General features: G+C 45.9%; 17 protein-coding genes and 1 tRNA gene. 6 read left to right on the top strand and 12 right to left on the bottom strand.

Annotated features, from left to right (window positions below; translation table 11 throughout):
* Window positions 1–110: 110 nt before the first annotated feature.
* The 4 genes from RMO79_RS01680 to RMO79_RS01665 all read right to left on the bottom strand — a co-directional run bounded on the left by RMO79_RS01680 (window position 111) and on the right by RMO79_RS01665 (window position 3,071).
* Entirely contained in the window at window positions 111–674 is a 564-nt protein-coding gene (locus RMO79_RS01680) for an HD domain-containing protein (RefSeq protein WP_310481318.1), read from the bottom strand.
* Complete coding sequence (locus RMO79_RS01675) at window positions 664–915, bottom strand: hypothetical protein (protein WP_310481317.1); 252 nt, start codon at window positions 913–915, stop codon at window positions 664–666. The genes RMO79_RS01680 and RMO79_RS01675 overlap by 11 nt, the downstream gene beginning before the upstream one ends.
* A gap of 283 nt (window positions 916–1,198) precedes the next feature.
* Window positions 1,199–1,846 (bottom strand): HAD-IB family phosphatase, encoded by a 648-nt coding sequence (locus RMO79_RS01670; RefSeq protein WP_310481316.1) that lies wholly within the window; start codon window positions 1,844–1,846, stop codon window positions 1,199–1,201.
* A 7-nt stretch (window positions 1,847–1,853) separates the two neighbouring features.
* Window positions 1,854–3,071 carry a glutathione S-transferase family protein gene (locus RMO79_RS01665; protein ID WP_310481315.1) on the bottom strand — a complete coding sequence of 406 codons (1,218 nt, stop codon included), beginning with the start codon at window positions 3,069–3,071 and terminating at the stop codon, window positions 1,854–1,856.
* 93 nt (window positions 3,072–3,164) lie between these two features.
* Here RMO79_RS01665 and RMO79_RS01660 point away from each other — a divergent pair, with 93 nt between their 5' ends.
* Complete coding sequence (locus RMO79_RS01660) at window positions 3,165–3,569, top strand: NIL domain-containing protein (protein ID WP_310481314.1); 405 nt, start codon at window positions 3,165–3,167, stop codon at window positions 3,567–3,569.
* Window positions 3,570–3,647: 78 nt separating this feature from the next.
* Here RMO79_RS01660 and RMO79_RS01655 read toward each other — a convergent pair whose 3' ends face one another.
* From RMO79_RS01655 to RMO79_RS01645, 3 genes are all read right to left on the bottom strand, one after another.
* Window positions 3,648–5,444, bottom strand: coding sequence for a tetratricopeptide repeat protein (locus tag RMO79_RS01655; RefSeq protein ID WP_310481313.1), 1,797 nt, complete (start codon window positions 5,442–5,444; stop codon window positions 3,648–3,650).
* Window positions 5,445–5,782: 338 nt separating this feature from the next.
* The gene (locus RMO79_RS01650; protein WP_310481312.1) at window positions 5,783–7,261 is read right to left on the bottom strand and encodes a tetratricopeptide repeat protein; all 1,479 of its coding nucleotides are present in this window, start codon (window positions 7,259–7,261) and stop codon (window positions 5,783–5,785) included.
* A 381-nt stretch (window positions 7,262–7,642) separates the two neighbouring features.
* Window positions 7,643–8,491, bottom strand: coding sequence for an AAA family ATPase (locus tag RMO79_RS01645; RefSeq protein ID WP_310481311.1), 849 nt, complete (start codon window positions 8,489–8,491; stop codon window positions 7,643–7,645).
* A gap of 93 nt (window positions 8,492–8,584) precedes the next feature.
* On the opposite strand from RMO79_RS01645, the gene RMO79_RS01640 reads away from it, so the two are divergent.
* On the top strand, window positions 8,585–10,189 hold the full coding sequence (locus tag RMO79_RS01640) for an NAD(P)/FAD-dependent oxidoreductase (RefSeq protein ID WP_310481309.1): 1,605 nt from the start codon (window positions 8,585–8,587) through the stop codon (window positions 10,187–10,189).
* A 92-nt stretch (window positions 10,190–10,281) separates the two neighbouring features.
* Here the strand turns inward: RMO79_RS01640 and RMO79_RS01635 are convergent, their stop codons facing one another.
* On the bottom strand, window positions 10,282–10,641 hold the full coding sequence (locus RMO79_RS01635; RefSeq protein WP_310481308.1) for a DUF4359 domain-containing protein: 360 nt from the start codon (window positions 10,639–10,641) through the stop codon (window positions 10,282–10,284).
* A gap of 227 nt (window positions 10,642–10,868) precedes the next feature.
* On the opposite strand from RMO79_RS01635, the gene RMO79_RS01630 reads away from it, so the two are divergent.
* From RMO79_RS01630 to RMO79_RS01620, 3 genes are all read left to right on the top strand, one after another.
* Window positions 10,869–10,941, top strand: a tRNA-His gene (locus RMO79_RS01630).
* Window positions 10,942–11,062: 121 nt separating this feature from the next.
* Complete coding sequence (locus tag RMO79_RS01625; RefSeq protein ID WP_310481307.1) at window positions 11,063–11,206, top strand: hypothetical protein; 144 nt, start codon at window positions 11,063–11,065, stop codon at window positions 11,204–11,206.
* A 191-nt stretch (window positions 11,207–11,397) separates the two neighbouring features.
* On the top strand, window positions 11,398–14,238 hold the full coding sequence (locus tag RMO79_RS01620; RefSeq protein WP_310481306.1) for a CBS domain-containing protein: 2,841 nt from the start codon (window positions 11,398–11,400) through the stop codon (window positions 14,236–14,238).
* A gap of 89 nt (window positions 14,239–14,327) precedes the next feature.
* On the opposite strand, the gene RMO79_RS01615 is transcribed toward RMO79_RS01620, so the two are convergent.
* The 4 genes from RMO79_RS01615 to RMO79_RS01600 form a co-directional block, all read right to left on the bottom strand.
* Window positions 14,328–14,996 carry a choice-of-anchor R domain-containing protein gene (locus tag RMO79_RS01615; RefSeq protein WP_310481305.1) on the bottom strand — a complete coding sequence of 223 codons (669 nt, stop codon included), beginning with the start codon at window positions 14,994–14,996 and terminating at the stop codon, window positions 14,328–14,330.
* 162 nt (window positions 14,997–15,158) lie between these two features.
* Entirely contained in the window at window positions 15,159–15,842 is a 684-nt protein-coding gene (locus tag RMO79_RS01610; RefSeq protein WP_310481304.1) for a DevA family ABC transporter ATP-binding protein, read from the bottom strand.
* A 224-nt stretch (window positions 15,843–16,066) separates the two neighbouring features.
* The gene (gene devC, locus RMO79_RS01605) at window positions 16,067–17,233 is read right to left on the bottom strand and encodes an ABC transporter permease DevC (protein ID WP_310481303.1); all 1,167 of its coding nucleotides are present in this window, start codon (window positions 17,231–17,233) and stop codon (window positions 16,067–16,069) included.
* Window positions 17,234–17,291: 58 nt separating this feature from the next.
* Window positions 17,292–18,752 (bottom strand): HlyD family efflux transporter periplasmic adaptor subunit, encoded by a 1,461-nt coding sequence (locus RMO79_RS01600; protein WP_310481302.1) that lies wholly within the window; start codon window positions 18,750–18,752, stop codon window positions 17,292–17,294.
* Between the two features lie 224 nt (window positions 18,753–18,976).
* Between RMO79_RS01600 and RMO79_RS01595 the strand changes: the two genes are divergently transcribed.
* On the top strand, window positions 18,977–19,340 hold a 364-nt coding region (locus RMO79_RS01595), incomplete at its 3' end, for a DUF4419 domain-containing protein (RefSeq protein WP_310481301.1).

Here is a 19,340-nt window from a genome sequence, read left to right as displayed (position 1 = left end):
TTTTACGTCAAAAGTATGAGTGAGTTATTTTTAATACATCTTGAGGTTAGGCTTAGTCCGGTCGCGACACTACTTATTTTTACTTTCGGAGGAGGTCTAGCTTCTTCATCTTACGGCGATCGGAGATCGATCGTATCAGAAACTCGATAATTTTGAATTTTTTGAGCTAATCTCGCTGCTAAGTAAGGACTAGCCGCCTGTAGGTGAGTGTGAATTTCGATGGCTTCATCCCGATAACGGCGAATTTTAGCGACATCCCAATGCGTTGGTGGCGGCTGAAGATTGGTAATCCGATCGGCTAATTTTACCATCCATACAGCGATCGGTTGTTGCTGAATCCGCTCTAGACTGTCTGCTAGTTGCACTGATTTCTCTAGTGCGGGATTTTTACTCAACGCCGCCACCCCGTCGGCTACATTCATGCCAAACAGCGCGGCAATTTGTTCGTAACTGGTATCCGTATCTTCGATCGTATCGTGCAGCAAAGCACACTGCACGGCTAAGTCACCATCACAGCCAGATTCGATACTCAATGCAGCGAGAATTTCCATACTCACCAAATTCAAATGAATCGAGTAGGGTAAATCGCTCCTCGGTACCAGTTGTCCCCGATGCGCTTTCGCTGCAAACAGACAAGCCTTAATATATAAATCTCGATCCCAATTAGATCTCATACATTAGACTTCGATATCTTGGTAAAACCAGAGCTATTCCATAACGACTATTTAACGTACCAGGATACTTATATGGCTTATCGTCTGGCTCTGCTCCAAAGCAGCGTAGAGTATAATCTCCCAGCCAAATATACAATCCAGGAATGAGTAAATCCATGCTATACGCGATCGATCTCTTGCTATCATTGGTGTCTGAATGTTTACCGATCGTCATATTTTTGGAGAAGGTCGTATAGTTCATCTCAAAAGATCTTCTTAGCGATCGCCAAGTTCGTTAAGACGTTTTTTTGATTAGTCCGCGAAGGCGGACTTTGCATCACTAGCAACGATTTCAATCGTTGTGTTCTAATAGCCTTGGCGGTTGCTATAGTTAATTCTTAATTAAATCATACCCCGATCGTTCGTAGCGATCGAGGATAGAAAATCGATTTTTATCCGAATGTGCCCATTTGTAACCAGCAGTCAGTCATTCGATCGCCGATCGATTCCTCAAATATCGGATCTTTATTCGATCGTCATCACCGTCACAGCTTATAGTTTTTGGCTATACAGTCGCGAATATCTGTAAAATCATTCCAGGTAAAATAAGGCTTATTTTGGGCATCTAAATATTCAGTCAATGGCGGACGAGCGAAGACATAATCTGCGGCTAAAGCCAAATTCCAATCGGTAATAGAATCGCCGATCGCGATTGTCTCGTCGGCACGATAACTTGCCATGATTTGAGCTTTGGCAACCATTTCCGTGCCACCTTCATAACGCGACTTCACTTGTAAATAAGTACCAGAACTATTGATATCGATCGCGTGAATTGCCTCGATTTTATCTGCATAAGGCGCGAGCGTCGATGAAACCATGCCATGCAATCCGCCCGAAATAATGACGATCGGTATTTGCTGATTTTTTAAGAAGTCTAAAAACTCTTCAAATCCAGCTCTAATTGGTTGAGATCGGGTAAATTCGATAATATCTGCATAACTAGCAGACGGGATCGACTCTAGCATTTGTCTGACTCCCTGGCGCAAAGTCAATCGCTTGGCATAAATTTCTGGTAGCACCAGCGCGGCGACTTCAGGCGTAAATCGAGTTACCATTGCTACAAATGTTTCAGCGACGGTAATCGTGCCATCAAAATCACAAAAAACAATTCTGTTCGCGTCAATTTTGCACATATGTTAGCTATCTACTTGCAAATTCGATCGGACTCTGATCGCGCCGATGGTTGAAAGGAATCGGCGTACCCTGGGCATCGCCAACTAATGCCGCAGTCGCCTCTAAAGCCGTTCTGAGTCGCTTGGCGGCATAAATTGACATATCGCGGGGGACATTAATTCGATCGCGAATATAGCGCAGCGCAGCATCCGATCCTGGTGGCGGCAAGCAAGCGACATCTAGCATCATATTTGTCAGCGCGCATCTGAGCGCGGTATCGACTAATTTATCCTCAGCAGGGTTGACTCGAATCAGATTGGCATGATGTTTGCTAGTACGACATAAAGCCTCCGCCCGCGCAGATTCAGGTTCGGGAAAAGTCGCATCTGGTAATCCATCCCAAGGGCCATTATCTACCCTGGCTTTATTAATTAACATCTGCGGTTCGCCATTTTCCCAACAGCCGCCCATCTGGGGTGGTAAATCGTGGACGTGGGTATGAAAATCGCTTTGCGTCCCGCGATAGGTAGCGCGGCTCTCCATCGCATCGAACCAAGCCGACAGGCGCGGGTTCTCCTCTCGCAGGGAATAACCTTTGTAATAATACAAACTTGCATTCATCCGTTCGACATAGGGCGTAAAAATTACATCAGCCGTCCCAAACTGCTCTAGAAAATAAGCTCCTGGCGTACTACCTAAAGCGGCCTCTACCATCACTACTACATCAATAAACTGCTGGCGATGCTGCTGTTCCTCGCGTGCAGAGTTAGCAGGACGACAGAGCCAATTACACCAAGCCCGAAATAATAGTCGCTCCAATTGGCGCAATTTAAACACGCTCGGATCGGTCATCCCCAGGCTCAATCCCCCAAAAACTTTTTCGAGAGCGAGCAAAATATCATCACTTTCGGTGACGATTTTACCGTCTAATTCGATCGCGGGTAACATTCCCGATGGGACTTTGCGTTTATACCAGCTCTCTTTCTCCCCATAGCAAAACATCGTAACTTTTTCGATCCGATAGGGGATTTGTTTTTCTTCCAACCACAGCCAGATCTTCTGACAATAGGGACACCAAGCATGGTTGTCTCGATATAAAGTCACTCGGATCTCCGCTTCAGATTTGCCGAATAGGCGCAATCTCGATTGCGAATTAGTCACACCCTCGATCGGATCTACTGGTGCTATGCTGGCATTAGATAGGGCTGCTAGTTCTTGCCAGCTCAAAGGATCGATCGTCGTCATTAGTGGAGATTGGGTTATGTACTAGTGGCTTCCTACTTCAATCTTCAGGATAACAGTTCCGCTCTCCCATCTCCCATCTCCCACCTCCTCATCGTGAAAAAACGGGTTACTCTTACTTTTCCCAAACGTGCGATTCAAATGCCAGTGGCGTATCGGCTGGCAAAAGATTTTAATATCGCCGCCAATATCATCCGCGCGCAGGTAGCACCAAACCAAATCGGTAAATTAGTAGTAGAATTGGCTGGTGATATCGACGAACTCGATGCGTCGATCGATTGGATGCGCTCTCAAGGCATTCAAGTCTCAACGGCGAATAAGGAAATCTTTGTCGATGAGGATATCTGTGTCGATTGTGGGCTGTGTACGGGCGTATGTCCGACTGAAGCTCTCAATTTAGAGCCAGATACGTTTAAGCTCAATTTTACTCGCTCTCGTTGTATTGTCTGCGAGCAGTGTATCCCGACTTGTCCCGTCGGAGCGATTTCGACCAATCTTTAAAATAGGGAATAGAGGATCAGATCTGTAGGTTGGGTTGCAGAATGAAACCCAACACACCTAGCGTTAATATCAATTAATTTAACGATCTTCTGGATTTAGAGAGCAAGAATTTGATGGCCTGGTAAGTTCGCCAGAAGCCATGCCTAAGTCTTCGATTTTAGATTGTAATAACTGATGAAAACTGGGATTGTTAAACCGTTTGGCTGACAATGCGCCTAAAATCAGTACCGTCCGTGCTGCTTCCGATTGACCTAAATGATATAGTGCCAAACCTTCTGCATAAAATCCCGTCTCATCGCGATCGACCATCCGTTCTAAGCGACGATCCTGAATCGATCGAGCGTGGTTGAAATCAGACATGGCTCTAGTCGTATCGCCGAGTTCGTGATAGACTAAACCTCGATGATATCTAGCCGAAACGTAATTAGGTGCCAGTTCGATCGCCCGACTGAAATTTTTAATCGCGCTATGTTGTAAACCCGATAAACTATCGACAACACCGACTAAATAATTAGCCCAAAAGTTGTATTGGTCGAGGGCTTTAACCGTTTGACAATCGCGTTTGGTGCGGGGATAGTCGTGCTGGCGAAAGTAAATCCAACTCCGCTGAATCAGCGCATTGGGATGTTGCGGATCGAGATCGATCGCCAGATTATAATTTTTTAATGCTAATTCGAGATCTCCCAGTTCGGTATAAATCAATCCTCGGCGGAAATAAGCATTAATAAAGCGGGGATTTAACTCGATGGCCCGATCGTCATCTGCTAGAGCGGCTACTCGATCTCCCAAGCACCGATGTGCCTCGGCACGATCGTCGTAAACTGCGGCTTGGGGTTTGCGGGCGATCGTCAGGTTAAAATCTGCTAGAGCACCTGCAAAATCGCCCAACTTTTGACGAGTGCGTCCGCGTGCATGATGAAATACTGGCTGTCCGGGCTGGAGTGAGATCGCCAGTTCCAGATTTGCTAAAGCTTGGGGCAATTGCTCTAATCGTTCGTAGCAGATCCCCCGATAACAATAACCATTCGGATCTTGAGGATAATCGGCGATATGTAAATCTAGACTTTCAAGCGCAAGTTGATAATGTTCGACTTTGACGAGTGCGACGGCATTTAACCACCGGGCTGAGGCTCGATTGGCATCTCGTTCGAGGATATACCTACAATCGGCTAACACTTGGTAATAATTTTTGAGAATCTTGTTAACTAACGCGCGTTGATAATAATAATCTAGTTGAGTCGGGTCGTATTGAATTGCCAAATCCCAGGCAGAAAGCGCATTTTCGTAATCTTGGATCTCATGGCATACTTCTGCCATGCCACTGTGCGCGATCGCTAGTTGAGGATGCCATTCGATCGCAATTTTATAAGAAGATCTCGCCTGCGCGTAGTCTTTAGCCTCTAGCGATTTTTTACCGCGTTCGCAGTATTTAAGAGCCAAATCTCTACCAGTCAATGAGGGTGCGTTGGTATCGACCGCAGCGGCTTTTGCTGAAGATTCTGCTGGGGGAGATTGGATTTGAGGCTGTTGTACCTGTTGTTGTTTGCTCGCTGTGGGGGCACTCGCAGGAGACCGTTTAGCTGCGGTATTAGCTTTCGCTGGCGGTTGCGGTTGTGGTTGTGGTTGTTGGACTGGCGGATCGCTCTCCCAGGGATCTGCTGGATCGAAAGATATCGAGCGAGACACGGGCACCAGTGGTTCGCCAGATAGATCGCTCGACCAAGGATCGCGCATTGCTGCCGATTGAGTATTACTGGGAGATTTAACCGAGCTGACATCCTGCTCTGGTGGCGGACTAGATATACCTAAAATATCTGAGTAGTCATACTGAGTGGCAAACTCTGGAGAGTTAGCAGAAGAATGAGATTGCGACATAACCGGAGTGCCTCAGAGAATCAGTTGAAGTATCGTGTTGTCAGGTAAAAATCTCAGCAATATTTCGATCTACAAGATATTATCTTGACTTCAATCCAGACCCTAATCATCAAAATTAGTGCTGATTTTGAAAAGCTGTCGATGTCAATAAATCGCGATCTGCTTAGGAAGATTTCGCCGCTAACCCAAAAATAATGGTAAGTATTAATATAAATTTTAACTAATTAATAGCTAATTTAAATCGGTGTTTTTACGATGGTTTAAATTTTTAATATACTGTTTATACTTAGAACGGCTTAAATTTTTCACGAGCGATCGAACGATTCATACATAATTCTTTACATATCTAAAGCTTCGATCGTAAAAATAATCTGCCGATAAAAAACTGTATTTTTAAGTTTTTGGGCGACTAATGCCGCTTGGTGTAAAATTACTTTAGCCGTTTCTGGCTGCCCCATGTGATATAAAGCCAAGCCTTCGGCATACAATCCAGTTTCATCGCGCTTAGTAGAACAATCTGCACCCTGAGCTTGAATTTCTTGAGCGAGCTGAAAGTCACTCATCGCTTTGGCTTCATTTTTAAGGTCGTGTTGCAATAATCCCCGATGATAAAGCGCGCACACAAAGTTAGGCTGTGCATCGACTACTTTGGTAAAACTATAAATTGCCTCCTGTTTAAAGCCAGATAATGACTGCACTACTCCCAATAAATAATTAGCAGGTACAGAGTTACGATCGAGCATCATAATCGATTCACAGTCAGTGGTAACAGCAGCATATTCACCATGCCGAAAGTAAATCCAGCTTCGCTGAATATAGGCTTTAAGATCTTGAGGATTAATTTGAATCAACCGATGATAATCTGCCAAAGCAGCATGAAGATTGCCAACTTCGGTATTAATTACACCGCGTTGATAATGGGCACTCACGAGCTGAGGATCGAAGCGAATTGCTTGATTGCACTGAATTAAAGCACGCGGATAATCACCTCGATTCATATAAATATCGGCACGATTGCCATAAGCCTGTGCCATCTGCGGATCGAGTTCGATCGCCCGATCGTAATTTACCATTGCATTAGTAAAATCGCCTAATTGTTGGCAAATTCGTCCGCGTCTGCGGTAAAGAATTGCCAGATCGGTTTTGAGTTCGATCGCCCGATCTAAATCGATTAATGCTCGGTCGAAACTTTCCAATCTTTCATAACAAATTCCCCGATAATAATGAGCATAGAAATCATCAATACGTAAATTTAGATATTGATTGAAATTAAAGATCGCTAACTGATAGTTACCCATCTGAAAATGCGCGCGAGCATTCAACCATCGTGCCGAACTGTCACTAGGCTGACATTCAAGAATAAATTTACAATCAGACAAAACACCAACTGGGTCGCTAAGTTGTTTGTTAATGAGCGCGCGACTGTGAAGAAATTCCAAATTTTCTGGCTCGCGCAAAATCGCCCGATTGCAAGCAACTAGAGCAGTTTCATATTCGCCTAATTCATAATAAACTTGAGCGATGCCACCATCGGCAATCGAGAGTGCCGGACTGAGTTTGAGTGCGCTCGTATAGTCGGCTTTAGCTTTTTGATAATCTTTTAACTTCAGGAACGAATCACCCCTGGCACAATAAGCCAAGACACAATTAGGGTCGAGCGTGATGGCTTGAGTATAAGACAAAACCGCCCGATCGTGTTCGCCCCGAAATGCCCGATCGTTACCCTGTTGGTAAAGTTTCTGGACTTGAGTATCGAGCTGATGCTTGGGTAACTCTAGTACTTGTGCAGATGGTAACTGAATGTGGGAGTCCGACATAAATGGTAGGTTGGTCGAGATTTCTTCAGCAGAATACAATTAGTTACAGCGAGTAGATTCGATCGAGCGAGATCTCTCAACAGTCAATCTGTACGACTGATTTGGTATCGTCGGGCGATCGCAAGGCAAATTCATCGTCTGACCTTATCGTAAGTTCCAAATCCGCTCGGTTGTCGAGATCGCTCACTGCTGGAGTGGATGAGTGGTTAAACCCACCAACGATCGAGACAAGACTGGTGTGTTTGCCCACTTATTGTTCCCCACGATCGGCAATTTATTGCTATGACAGATCTAATTTCTTTACCCTTGATATCTATTTGCTAGTAGTTCTTTAACTTACAATCGGTATATATTACAAATGCGACAATTGCCAATTCACAGCTAGAATTCATAGTCGGGATTGCCAACCTGAAATACACTCAACCCCAGCTTTCGCCACATCCGACAAACTTTCGGTCGATCGTCGATAACACCAATTACATTGTAGCAATCGCGAATGTGAAAATAGTAAAGTTCTGATTTGAGAATATCATCCGATCTCTGGTCGTCAGCCGGACGCATCAACAGATTTTGGTAGTTAATTTGGTGTTGTTGCAACCAGGCAACAGTCAGATCGTAACAAACACTCGATCGACCGGATAAGAGAATAATTGCGGTATCGCGCCCTAGTTTTTCGATCGTCGTTGCGACAACAGGATTGAGGGCATCTTCATTCACCCGATCCCAAGCAAATGGCGATCGGGTATTATTAATCGCTAGCGTACCGTCAATATCGACCAAATAACAGTTAGGCAACTGCGGATCGAATACTGGTGGTGATTCTGGTTTCTCTAAATAATCGTAATACATCTGCTCGATCGCCTGTTGACCGACCGAATTCGATCGAACTAAATCGCGCCGGATACATTCAGCTAAAGATACATCGGTAAAGTCTTTAACAATAAGTTCGGCTTGATATTTAGCAGCTAATTCAGTAGCTCGATTTAGATGAACTGGGTTGAGATTGGTATCCGACCAAATTACCGAATAGCCCTGCTCGAAATAATATTCTGTCAATAAATCGCGAACTTTGATAATTCTTTTTTCGCGTTTATTTGTACCGCTTAGTTGCAATCTCAGATCGTCTTTACAGAGATTGGCCGTCTCTGGATACTTCTGGATGTATTCTTTTGCCCAGGTAGTCTTCCCGCTAGCGGGTAAGCCTTTGGTGAGAATGAGTTTGAGTGACATAGTTTGAGAAAATTGCGATGGAGGTACCGATTTAAAACCAGTATGACAAAATAAGGATAGTAGATTTTGCCCCATCCGATCGGAATAACGTTCATGCTCCGCCTTTCTGAAGTTAAACTCCCGCTGGAACATACCGAAGCCGATATCCAGTCTGCTATTCTCAAGAAATTAGCGATCGCGCCTCAAGAGTTAATCCGGCACTCGATCTTCAAACGGAGCTATGATGCTCGGAAGAAGGGGGCAGTTTCTTTTGTTTATATTATTGATATCGAGACGACAAAAGAGCGACAACTGCTTCAAAAGTTTAAAAAAGATGTCCATGTCGTCCCCACTCCCGATACTAGCTATCGCTATGTAACTCATGTCCCGTCTGGATTAGAGTGCCGTCCGATCGTCATTGGCTGCGGGCCGTGTGGGATGTTTGCAGGCTTATTACTCGCCCAGATGGGCTTTCGCCCGATTATTTTAGAACGCGGTAAAGCAGTTCGCGAACGATCTGTCGATACGTTTGGATTTTGGAGTAAGGGCAAATTAAACCCCGAATCGAACGCTCAATTTGGCGAAGGCGGCGCGGGGACTTTTTCAGATGGCAAACTTTACAGCAGAATTAAGGATGCCAATCACCACGGGCGCAAAGTATTGACAGAGCTGGTAGCTGCGGGGGCTGCGTCAGAAATTCTCTATATCAATAAGCCTCATATCGGGACGTATCGACTGGTGAAAATTGTCGAAAACATCCGCAATTCGATCGAATCCCTCGGTGGTGAAATTCGCTTTCAGAGTCGGGTAGAACGGCTGAATATCGAAAACGGGCGAGTTTGCGGCGTGACACTAGCCAGTGGCGAATTTATCCCCAGCAACCACGTTATTCTCGCTGTCGGACACAGTGCCCGCGATACCTTTGAAATGCTGCACCAGGCGGGCGTATATATCGAACCCAAGCCATTTTCGATCGGCTTCCGCGTCGAGCATCCTCAAGTAGAAATCGATAAGTGTCGGCTGGGATCTCAGGCGGGACACCCCATGCTGGGTGCGGCTGACTATAGTCTAGTCCACCACTGCGCTAACGGTCGATCGGTTTATAGCTTTTGTATGTGCCCTGGCGGGCAAGTTGTGGCGGCAACATCCGAAGTCGGGCGAGTGGTAACTAATGGCATGAGTCAATACGAGCGCAGTGGCAAAAATGCTAATAGTGGCATCGTCGTCGGTATTACCCCCGCAGATTATCCCGGTAGTCCGATTGCCGGAATTGAGTTTCAACGACGGTTAGAAGAGCGAGCATTCGAGCTGGGTGGGGGCACCTACAAGGCTCCAGGACAACTGGTCGGCGACTTTTTGGCTGCCCAATCGTCCACGCAATTAGGAGCTGTTAAACCGTCATATAAGCCAGGAATTCACTTATGCGATCTGAGTTCGAGTCTACCAGATTACGCGATCGCCGCAATTCGCGAAGCAATTCCCGCTTTCGACAAGCAAATTAATGGTTTTGCCATGCACGATGCCGTATTGACAGGAGTAGAAACTCGCACCTCGTCACCGATTTGTATCAAGCGAGGAGACGATTATCAAAGCTTAAATACACAAGGTTTATACCCAGCCGGAGAAGGAGCTGGTTATGCCGGGGGCATTCTCTCGGCAGGAGTGGATGGAATTAAGGTAGCGGAAGCTGTGGCGTTGAGTATTCAGAAAGTTGGATAGGTTTTAGGTTTTAGGCTTTGGAACTACGTTTCAATCCTCCCCCGTCCCCCAGTCCCCCAGTCCCCCAGTCCCCCAGTCCCCCAGTCCCCATGTTAGGGCGTTTTATAAGTACAGAACTTATTAAAAATGCCGATCGATTCAACTCGTCCGTTAAAATTGACAGCGGGAATCGAGATATCCGATCGATAGATGCTAAAAAACAACCAATTTTGACGGGTGGTAGTAGCAGATAATAATGGGCGAATTTGAGGCTTAAAAGATTCGATCGCAGCGCGACAAGGCCCTTGGAGCAAGATGCCCAACCCGGCTGGAGCTTGGGTGCATTGGTCTCTAGCGAGTTCGCCTACTTGCTCGATTGCATAGGTTTCATAGGCTGCTCGATCGGGATTTGTTACCAATCCCATCCCACACAAACTCAACATGCTCAGTAATACTATTTGCCACGCTTTCATAAGGTACCCAACCTACACACTTTTTATTCTACAGCAACCCTATACGGATTTTCTCACCGCGACTCTAAGTCGCGACAATCGGCGCATAGTGTTGGTGACAAAGGTTTATGGTACTTTCATTTTCAGGTCTGAGTCCTGTCGTTTGCCCTGAAATCCTCAGATTGTTAAAAAATTTTCGATCTAATTTGGTTTAGTCGTGCTATGATAATTAATACGAGTAAATCGTGGCGAGCGTCGCCTAGTGGTTATGGCAGAGGTTTGTGGTGCCTCCACTCGCGGGTTCGAATCCCGTCGTTCGCCCTTATAAGTTCAGATTATGTAACAAGTCCTCGATCGTTCGATCGGGGACTTTTCATAGCATTAGATCTCGATCTAACAGTTAGAATTAGGCTAAATAATCTTTTTAATATCAGCGCGATCTATGGATACCAATACACTGTTTCCAATTTTAGGTACTGCGGCTTTCGGATTACTGGTGCTAGTGACATTAGGAATCATCTACCTGACTTTATCAGGCTGGCGCGATCGTCAACGCCGCGAGCAAGATCGACGGGCGAACCGTTAATTTAGTTGAAAGTTGGTATTTTAAATCCAAAATCTCCCCGCTGTCTTGAAAAGGTGCTTCACTTGCGGCGTTTTTATTCGGGGGTTCCCCCCGAATAAGAAAACGACAAGACAGGGCAAAGCCCAAGAACGCACTTTTCGCTCCCCGCTCTCTTCTCTAGTAACGTATGTAATCACTCAGGAAAGTGCCGTATGGATGTAATTCTTTGCCACACTACAGCAGATTTTGACGCGCTGGGGGCGGCAGTGGGATTGGCACGGCTGCTACCTGGGAGTAAAATCGTTTTAACTGGTGGCGCGCATCCTACTGTCAAAGATTTTTTGGCACTATATCGAGATGAGTATCCCACGATCGAACGACGATCGGTAGAGCCAGCAAAAATTCGATCGATCCAGATTGTAGACGCACAACAACGCCACCGCTTGGGTAAAGCTGCCGAATGGTTAGATTTACCGCATTTACATGCGATCGTAGTTTACGACCACCATTTTGGGCAAGCTAGCGATATTTTAGCCACGCAGGTAAATATCGAACCTGTCGGCGCGACGACGACAATGATTGTCGAGCAACTGCAACGCGCCCAAATTTCGCTAACCACAACCGAAGCGACAGTAATGGCGTTAGGCATTCATGTAGATACTGGCTCATTGACGTACGAGATGAGTACGGCGCGAGATGCCTTAGCCTTAGCGTGGTTGATGCAGCAAGGGGCAAATTTAGTGGCAATGGGGGCATATATCGAGCCGGGGTTATCGCCGCAGTTGCAACAGTTATCACAGGTAGCTCTGAGAGATCTTCAGCATTTAGATATAGGCGGTAAAACTATCGGCTGGGTAAGCCTCAAAACTGATAAATTTGTCACAGGATTATCGAGCTTAGTCGAGCAAATCCGATCGAGCATTGCCGATTTGGACGTATTAATCTTAGCTCATGTATTTCCAGCAACCGCAGATGAAAATCGGGTAACGATTATCGGTCGATCGAGCATTCCTGATGTCGATCTTCGGGTATTATTTGAACCATTAGGTGGTGGCGGGCATTCGCAAGCAGCGGCGGCGAGTCTTCGCGGTGTCGATGTAGAGGCGATTTTAACTCAGCTTGTAGCTGATATTCAGGCGGCGATACCACAGCCACCGACGGCGAGAGATTTAATGTCTGTGCCAATTCGCACGATTCGTCCAGAAACCACAATTGCCGAAGCACAACGAATTTTATTAAGATACGGGCATTCTGGTTTACCAATTGTAGATCGATCGGATCTATTAATTGGGATTATTTCTCGGCGGGATCTAGATATTGCCTTACATCATGGCTTCAGTCACGCGCCAGTTAAAGGTTACATGACAACCCAAGTCAAAACTATCGCACCAGATACCACCCTCCCTCAAATTGAGGAATTAATGGTGACTTACGATCTCGGTAGGTTGCCAGTGCTAGCCGATGGTAAGTTGGTAGGCATAGTAACGCGCACCGATGTGCTACGCCAGTTGCACCATCATCGGCAAATTGGCAAAGCTGTCGTTGACGATGGAATTACCCCCCCAACCCCCCCTTATAAAGGGGGGGCTTTCGCCCCTTTCGCTTGTAAAGGGGTTGCTCTTACTCCCTCCCCTTTCCAAGGGGAGGGTTGGGGTGGGGTAACAGCCTCCGCAGCACAACAAATATCGCCCTCAATCGATCTTCACCAATTACAAGCAAAACTCACCCCCCCACTGTGGGAACTCCTCACCAGAGCCGCCCAATTAGCCCAGGAATGGGGCTGGCAACTTTATCTCGTTGGTGGTGCCGTGCGCGATTTACTCCTAGCAACGCCGACAGGTAACTTAGCCATCACCGATATCGACTTAGTAGTCGATGGCTTCCATCAATCCGCCGATGTCGGTGCGGGTGTCAAACTTGCCACTGCACTTCAGGAAGTTTACCCAGACACGCGCCTAGATATCCACGGAGCTTTCCAAACCGCCGCATTACTCTGGCATCAAAATTCTGAATTTGGCTCGTTAGGCATCGATATTGCCACCGCTCGTACCGAATTTTATCCTTATCCTGCCGCGAATCCAGAGGTAGAAGCAAGTTCGATTCGACAGGATTTATATCGGCGTGATTTTACAATTAATGCGATGGCATTGCGGCTGACAGATTCAACAGCTCCGCCGCTATTAGATTTTTTTGGTGGGCTAAACGATTTGCAAACCCAACAAGTGCGAGTTTTACACCCCAATAGTTTTATCGAAGATCCGACGCGGATTTATCGAGGAGTGCGGTTTGCGGTACGATTGGGCTTTCAACTCGAAGCGCGCACGATCGAGTATATTCGGTATGCGATCGCTAGTGGTGTTTACGATCGGACGGCACAAGCCAACCCGAAAACGCCCGCCTTGCAAACTAGGTTGAAAACCGAATTAAAATATCTCTTGCAATCGAGTTATTGGCAAGCGGCTCTAGAATTATTAGCCGAATTGGGTGCGTTGCAATGCATTCATTCTACTCTGGAGTTAGATCGCAAATTGTTGCAGCAATTAAAGTTACTAGCTCGGTGTTTGCAAAGGTTCGATTCAGCTCAGACGATCGTGCATTGGCAATTGCGATTAGAATTAATTATTTCTGAGCTATCGCCAGCATACCGTCAATCGGTAGCAGCCAATCTCCAGTTACCAGATGAGAGCATCGACAGGTTAGAAAATCTCGATGCCGCACAAACAGCAATCGTTTCATCGTTGCCAAATTGTCACCGCGTTAGTGAAGTCGTGCAAATGTTAAAACAGTATGATTTAGCGATGTTAATTGTAATCGGCATCCGCTGTCAGACTTTAGCAATTCGCCGTCAAATTTGGCGATATCTCACCATCTGGGCGCAGATTCGCCCGATCTTAACTGGTGACGATTTGCGTAAATTAGGCTATAAACCCGGCCCACAGTATCGCCAAATGTTAGATAATTTATTAACAGCAACTTTAGATGGAGAAGTTATCGATCGATCTGGTGCTGAAGCATTTATTCGCGATCGTTATAGCACTGAAATCCACCTGTAGGTTGGGTCGAACGAATGTGCGACCCAACACACGCACAGATCGATCTTTACGTGTGTTGGGGTTCGCTGCACTCAACCCAACCTACAGATTTATTTGAACTCAACCTTTTTAGCAGCTCTGGACTTGACAATTTTCCTGGCTGCCAATAATCCTCCCAGCAAAGTTATATATCCTGGCAAACTAGTTGGTTCTGGCACCGCAGTTGCAGCACCCGCAGCAGTAGCATTAATTTGGAAAGTGGGGATAGGATTAACATCTAAGTAGGAAGCACCATTGTTCAAAGATATTTTAGAGCTATTAAAAGTAATTCCAGGAATACCTGTTGGCGTAATTACAGGCTCAGAACCCTTCCAGGATAAAAAGTCTGTGCTGTTCGATAAGCGCAGCCAATAACGAGTATCGGCTAAAAATGTAAAAGCACTATTGGGAGTAAAGGTAAAATTACCGACAGCAGCACTAGTTGAAGTGGGGTTGGCAAAAGTGACACTTTGTAATGTCGTCCCATTGGGACTGGTACTGGTCTTGGCCGAATCAGCATAGATTTGCAGTTTTGGAGTATCGGCCGAACTCTGGTAGCTTTCCAAGCGTAGGATGATATTATCCAGGTTGTAATTGCTACCAGTTGGTAATGTAAAACTAAGTGCTTCGCTTTCAGACGGCTGGATATTAAAACTGTAGAAATCTCTATTCTGAGGCAAATTGCCAATCAACGTGGCTGCGGTGGCGGAACTAGAAAAGGCTAGAGTGCCTGCTAGCACGGCAGCTACCCCCCCCCATTTTGGGGAGATTGATTTGAGTGAGCATAGAATTTTAATAATTGGGGTTTGGCAGATATGCTACCACTAGTCTCCTAAATATGCTACCCCTAAGTGGATAATTACGATCGGTTGCAGTATCTCCAATCCAATTGAGAATTGTAGCTATCCCAGATCCCCCACCAAACAGCCATCTTCCATGTGAATAATCCGATCGGCAACATCGAGAATTCGGTTATCGTGAGTTACCATCAAAATCGTACAGTGTTGCTCCTTGGCTAATTTTTGCATCAGCGTGACGACTTCTCGACCAGATTTGCTATCTAGAGCGGCGGTGGGTTCGTCGGCGAGAATGAGTTGCGGCTGACTGACTAAGGCGCGTGCGATCGCCACACGCTGTTTCTGACCGCCAGAAAGGTTATCGGGGTAATAATGGGTGCGATCGGCTAAACCGACGGCTGTGAGGGCATTGATGGCGCATTGCTGGCGATCTTTAATGTGGGGATGGAGTTTCAGCGGCATCGTGACATTTTCCCAGGCGGTGAGGCTTTTGAGCAGGTTGTGTGCTTGGAAGATGAATCCGATTTGGCTGCGGGTTTGAACGAGTTGGGCTTGCTTGGCTCCGAGTAATTCGCGATCGAGTACTTTGAGGCTACCTGTTTGCATCGATCTGAGCGCGCCAATTAAGGTCAGCAGCGTAGTCTTGCCGCTCCCTGAAGGCCCCGTTAAAATCGTAATCTCTCCCGCAGGTATTTCGAGATTAATATCGTTCAGAACGGGGATTTTCAGGTTCCCTTTGCCAAAACTATGGTGGAGATTTTCAATTTGAATTGTTGGCTGAATTGTCATAATTTATTGGTTAAAAATATTTGCTTCGCTCATCATCCACCCGCGACTAAAGTGCGGGCTACCAGTTCAAGTCCACTAAAGTGGACTGCCAGATTCTTTAGTCCACTTTAGTGGACTTGAGCTAGTAGCCTGGGGATTCATCCCCAGGTGGTGCATGGCGGAGCTATAAATGACTGCATGAAGACCTTTATCCTGACGTTAGTTATTGCAGTGAAACCTAAAACCTAAAAAACATCGGCCGGATCTGCCGCGCGGAGCTTATTAGATGCGATCGCCGCAGAAATCAGACACATTGCTAGTGTTAGCATAAATACATTAAGGGCTAAACTCACGGTCATGATTAGCTCTAATTTAGTTAATGTCGTCAGCAATTGATACATGCCTAAAGTAGCAATAAATCCAGGGATATAACCTAGAACTGCTAGAAAGATTGCTTCTTGAAAAATAACTAATAAGAGCGATCGATTGGAATAGCCGATCGCTTTGAGGGTAGCATATTCTGATAGATGGTCGCTCACATCGCTATAGAGAACTTGATAGACGATCGCGACACCGACGATAAAACCCATCATTGCGCCAAAATTAAAAATCGTGCTGCTGGGATTGGTATCTTGAAATGCTAATTCTCGCGTCTGTAACTCTTGATAGGTGAGGACTTTAATCCCAGGCACGGATTTTTCGATCCCTTGTTTGAGGGCAATTAAATCGGTACCGGGTTTAACGCGAATTATCCCCAATGTTACCTGTTCGAGCGAATTAGAACCATATATTTCGGCATAGGTGCGATCGCTAGTAATGATATTTCCTTCACTCAGAAAGAAGGAACTGCCAAGATTGAATAGACCATTGACTACAATTCGCTGATTGTTTATCATCGATACAATTGTCGGGCTGGTATCCATTCTGGCAGGAATTGGCCCTAATTGAGAACGAGATAATCGATCGAACAAAGCGGTAAACGGCTCGCGTAATTTAGACTGTTGTTGGTTGACTTCGGGCAGATCGAAAATTTGGACTTGGGGATTATAGGCAAAAACTCGCGTTTCATAAGAGATGCTTTCTTTATCGTAAGCCCAAGTTCCATATTTAAGATACAGCGGCTCGGCAAAAATAATCCCATCGAAAGCTGCTGCTTGATAAAGTCGAGTGCGATCGAAGGTACTAAAGGAGTTAATTAGTTTAGCTTCAGCATTGCTAATAAATAAATCTCCTTGCAAATGTCTGGGTAGCAAAGTTGCGCCACCTGCAAATAAGTTAACAAATCCCAACTGCATGAAAATCAATACATTCGCAAACGCAATTCCACTCATCGCCACCCCCGTCCGCACTTTCTGACGAGACAATTGCGCCCAAGCCAGCGGTCGTTCTCGCCGCAAAAAAAGTTTTTTCATACTTCACCTAAATCCCATACTTCTTACTTCTTACTTCTTACTCCCATCTCCCATCTCCCTACTTTAAAGGCAACCGTACCCGCACTTGTAAATTTGTCAACTTAGCAACCTTAGGACTATCCTGTGGCGCGATTTCAATCTTAATTGCGACAACTCGGCTTTCCTTATCGGTAGTGGGACTTGCACCGCCAGCTTCTTGGGTTTGTTTGCGTCCCACTTGAAGTCCGATTTGAGAGACTGTACCGCGCAGCTCTCCTGCAAAGCTGTTGTATTCGCTGGTAATTACCGCCGCTTGTCCCTGACGAACTTTAGTGATATCGATTTCGGCAATCTCCGTCATCACATACATTTTGTCAGTTTGAGCGAGTTCGACAATCCCCTGACTGATATTCACTTGTTCGCCGATGCGGGTATTAATTTTGAGAATTTGTCCGGCTACAGGTACGCGCACTTCGGAGTCGCGTAAGGCGGCTTGCTTTTGCTCGACGGCGATTTTGGCTTTCTCTAATTGTGCTTGCGCGATGCGAACATCTGTCGGACGAACTTCGCGGAGTTCGGCGAGTTGAGCTTGCGACTGTTGAATCTCCGCCGTCAGCGTTTGGATGGATTGCTCTAAATCTGCTTGTTTTTCCTTAACTGTTTGGCGAATTGTCAATAGTTCGGTGTTTACTTTGCCCAATTGTGCTTTTGTCTCTAGCTGTTTTTCCCTCAGATTGGCTTTGGCTGCGGCTAAATCTTCGGTGGCTTTATCGAGTTGGGTTTTGGTATCGATACCGCGCTCTGTGGCGATTGCTCGTGCGGATGTTAATTCTTCTTGAGCTTTATCTAATTGCGATTTACTAATACCGCCCGATCGATATAAGGTCAATTTACGCTGGTATTCGCTTTGCGCGTTGGCGAGTTTAGCTTTACTCCCTAACGTATTATCACCCGATCGATCGAATTTATCGCGACGACGATATTCAGCCTCGGCATTAGTTAATTTAGCCTGAGCCGTGAGTAAACCCAAACCATCCCGATCGGATTGTAACTGACGTTGGTAATCGGCTTCCGCATTTTGCAATCGCGATCGCGCTGCATTTAAGGCAGCAGTCCGCTGTTGGCGGCTACTGGCGAGTTGAGCTTGCAATTTGGTAATTACAGCCGTCTGAGCGGCAATTTGCGACTTCTTCACATCGGTTTGTGTCGTTCTTCCCAACTCGATTTGGCGCAGATTGACATCGGCTAGCGCATCGCGTAAATCGGCTTGTTTGCGATCGATCCCTTGTAATATAGCAATTACTTGAGAACGCTTGACAAAATCGCCTTCTTTAACGAGGATGCGATCGACGCGACTATCCTGAGCATTCGCCACCGAGAGTTTAATAACTTCCCCATTCGGTTGAATCCGTCCCAATGCTACAACAGCATTCGGCTTGGCAGGAACGACCGTTTTGGGATTTGGTTCGGCGGTACCTGCTGCACAGCTAGATATCAGTGCCATTAGCCCACAAATTGTCAGCGCGAAATAAGGTTTCATACCTTGAGGATAACTGCTATTGTCGATCCTATACTACTAGCATGAGTCATGAATTAGTTATGACTAACGTCATATTAACGCTCGATCGAATTTACGGATATTTGCTAAATCTCTAGATCTCTATAATTTCTGGTACGGTTGCCATATTTGTAAACAACCAAAATCTGGAATTTTACCGATCGAAGTTGTAGGCTTGTTAGAATCTGCCCTAGTGAGGTGAGAAAATGTCCTCGATCGCGCCAATTTTAGAACGCAGCACGGGTAAAATCCGGTTTGGAGTAGATAATGTCAAACCTGCTGTCGATCGATTGCCGACGGTATTTGCCCGCTCTCAATTCGAGCAAGTTCTGACGACTCCGTTATTAGCATTCAGTCACGATGAGGCATTTGAAACGATCGCCGATCGTGAGATTCATCCGTTAGCATTGGCAGTACACGCGGCTTTTAGCGAACATCGAACGTTTCAACTAACTCCAGATATCATTTGGTTGACGATCTCCCAAGGATTCGCGCAACATATTAATAATCATGCCGAAGAATTACGATCGAGTTTTGTCAGCCATCAAGGTAAAGAAAAACTGGTAGCTG

Source organism: Chamaesiphon sp. VAR_48_metabat_403, assembly GCF_031422475.1.
Taxonomy (GTDB): domain Bacteria; phylum Cyanobacteriota; class Cyanobacteriia; order Cyanobacteriales; family Chamaesiphonaceae; genus Chamaesiphon.
Note: the sequence above shows the minus strand (reverse complement) of the source record. Positions and strands in the feature narration are given on the sequence as shown.

Coding starts and splice junctions, on each gene's coding strand:
- RMO79_RS01600 (WP_310481302.1), bottom strand. CDS start 18,752: ATGAAACCTTATTTCGCGCTGACAATTTGTGGGCTAATGGCACTGATA.
- RMO79_RS01670 (WP_310481316.1), bottom strand. CDS start 1,846: ATGTGCAAAATTGACGCGAACAGAATTGTTTTTTGTGATTTTGATGGC.
- RMO79_RS01650 (WP_310481312.1), bottom strand. CDS start 7,261: ATGTCGGACTCCCACATTCAGTTACCATCTGCACAAGTACTAGAGTTA.
- devC (WP_310481303.1), bottom strand. CDS start 17,233: ATGAAAAAACTTTTTTTGCGGCGAGAACGACCGCTGGCTTGGGCGCAA.
- RMO79_RS01640 (WP_310481309.1), top strand. CDS start 8,585: ATGCTCCGCCTTTCTGAAGTTAAACTCCCGCTGGAACATACCGAAGCC.
- RMO79_RS01665 (WP_310481315.1), bottom strand. CDS start 3,071: ATGACGACGATCGATCCTTTGAGCTGGCAAGAACTAGCAGCCCTATCT.
- RMO79_RS01675 (WP_310481317.1), bottom strand. CDS start 915: ATGAACTATACGACCTTCTCCAAAAATATGACGATCGGTAAACATTCA.
- RMO79_RS01645 (WP_310481311.1), bottom strand. CDS start 8,491: ATGTCACTCAAACTCATTCTCACCAAAGGCTTACCCGCTAGCGGGAAG.
- RMO79_RS01680 (WP_310481318.1), bottom strand. CDS start 674: ATGAGATCTAATTGGGATCGAGATTTATATATTAAGGCTTGTCTGTTT.
- RMO79_RS01625 (WP_310481307.1), top strand. CDS start 11,063: ATGGATACCAATACACTGTTTCCAATTTTAGGTACTGCGGCTTTCGGA.
- RMO79_RS01620 (WP_310481306.1), top strand. CDS start 11,398: ATGGATGTAATTCTTTGCCACACTACAGCAGATTTTGACGCGCTGGGG.
- RMO79_RS01655 (WP_310481313.1), bottom strand. CDS start 5,444: ATGTCGCAATCTCATTCTTCTGCTAACTCTCCAGAGTTTGCCACTCAG.
- RMO79_RS01610 (WP_310481304.1), bottom strand. CDS start 15,842: ATGACAATTCAGCCAACAATTCAAATTGAAAATCTCCACCATAGTTTT.
- RMO79_RS01635 (WP_310481308.1), bottom strand. CDS start 10,641: ATGAAAGCGTGGCAAATAGTATTACTGAGCATGTTGAGTTTGTGTGGG.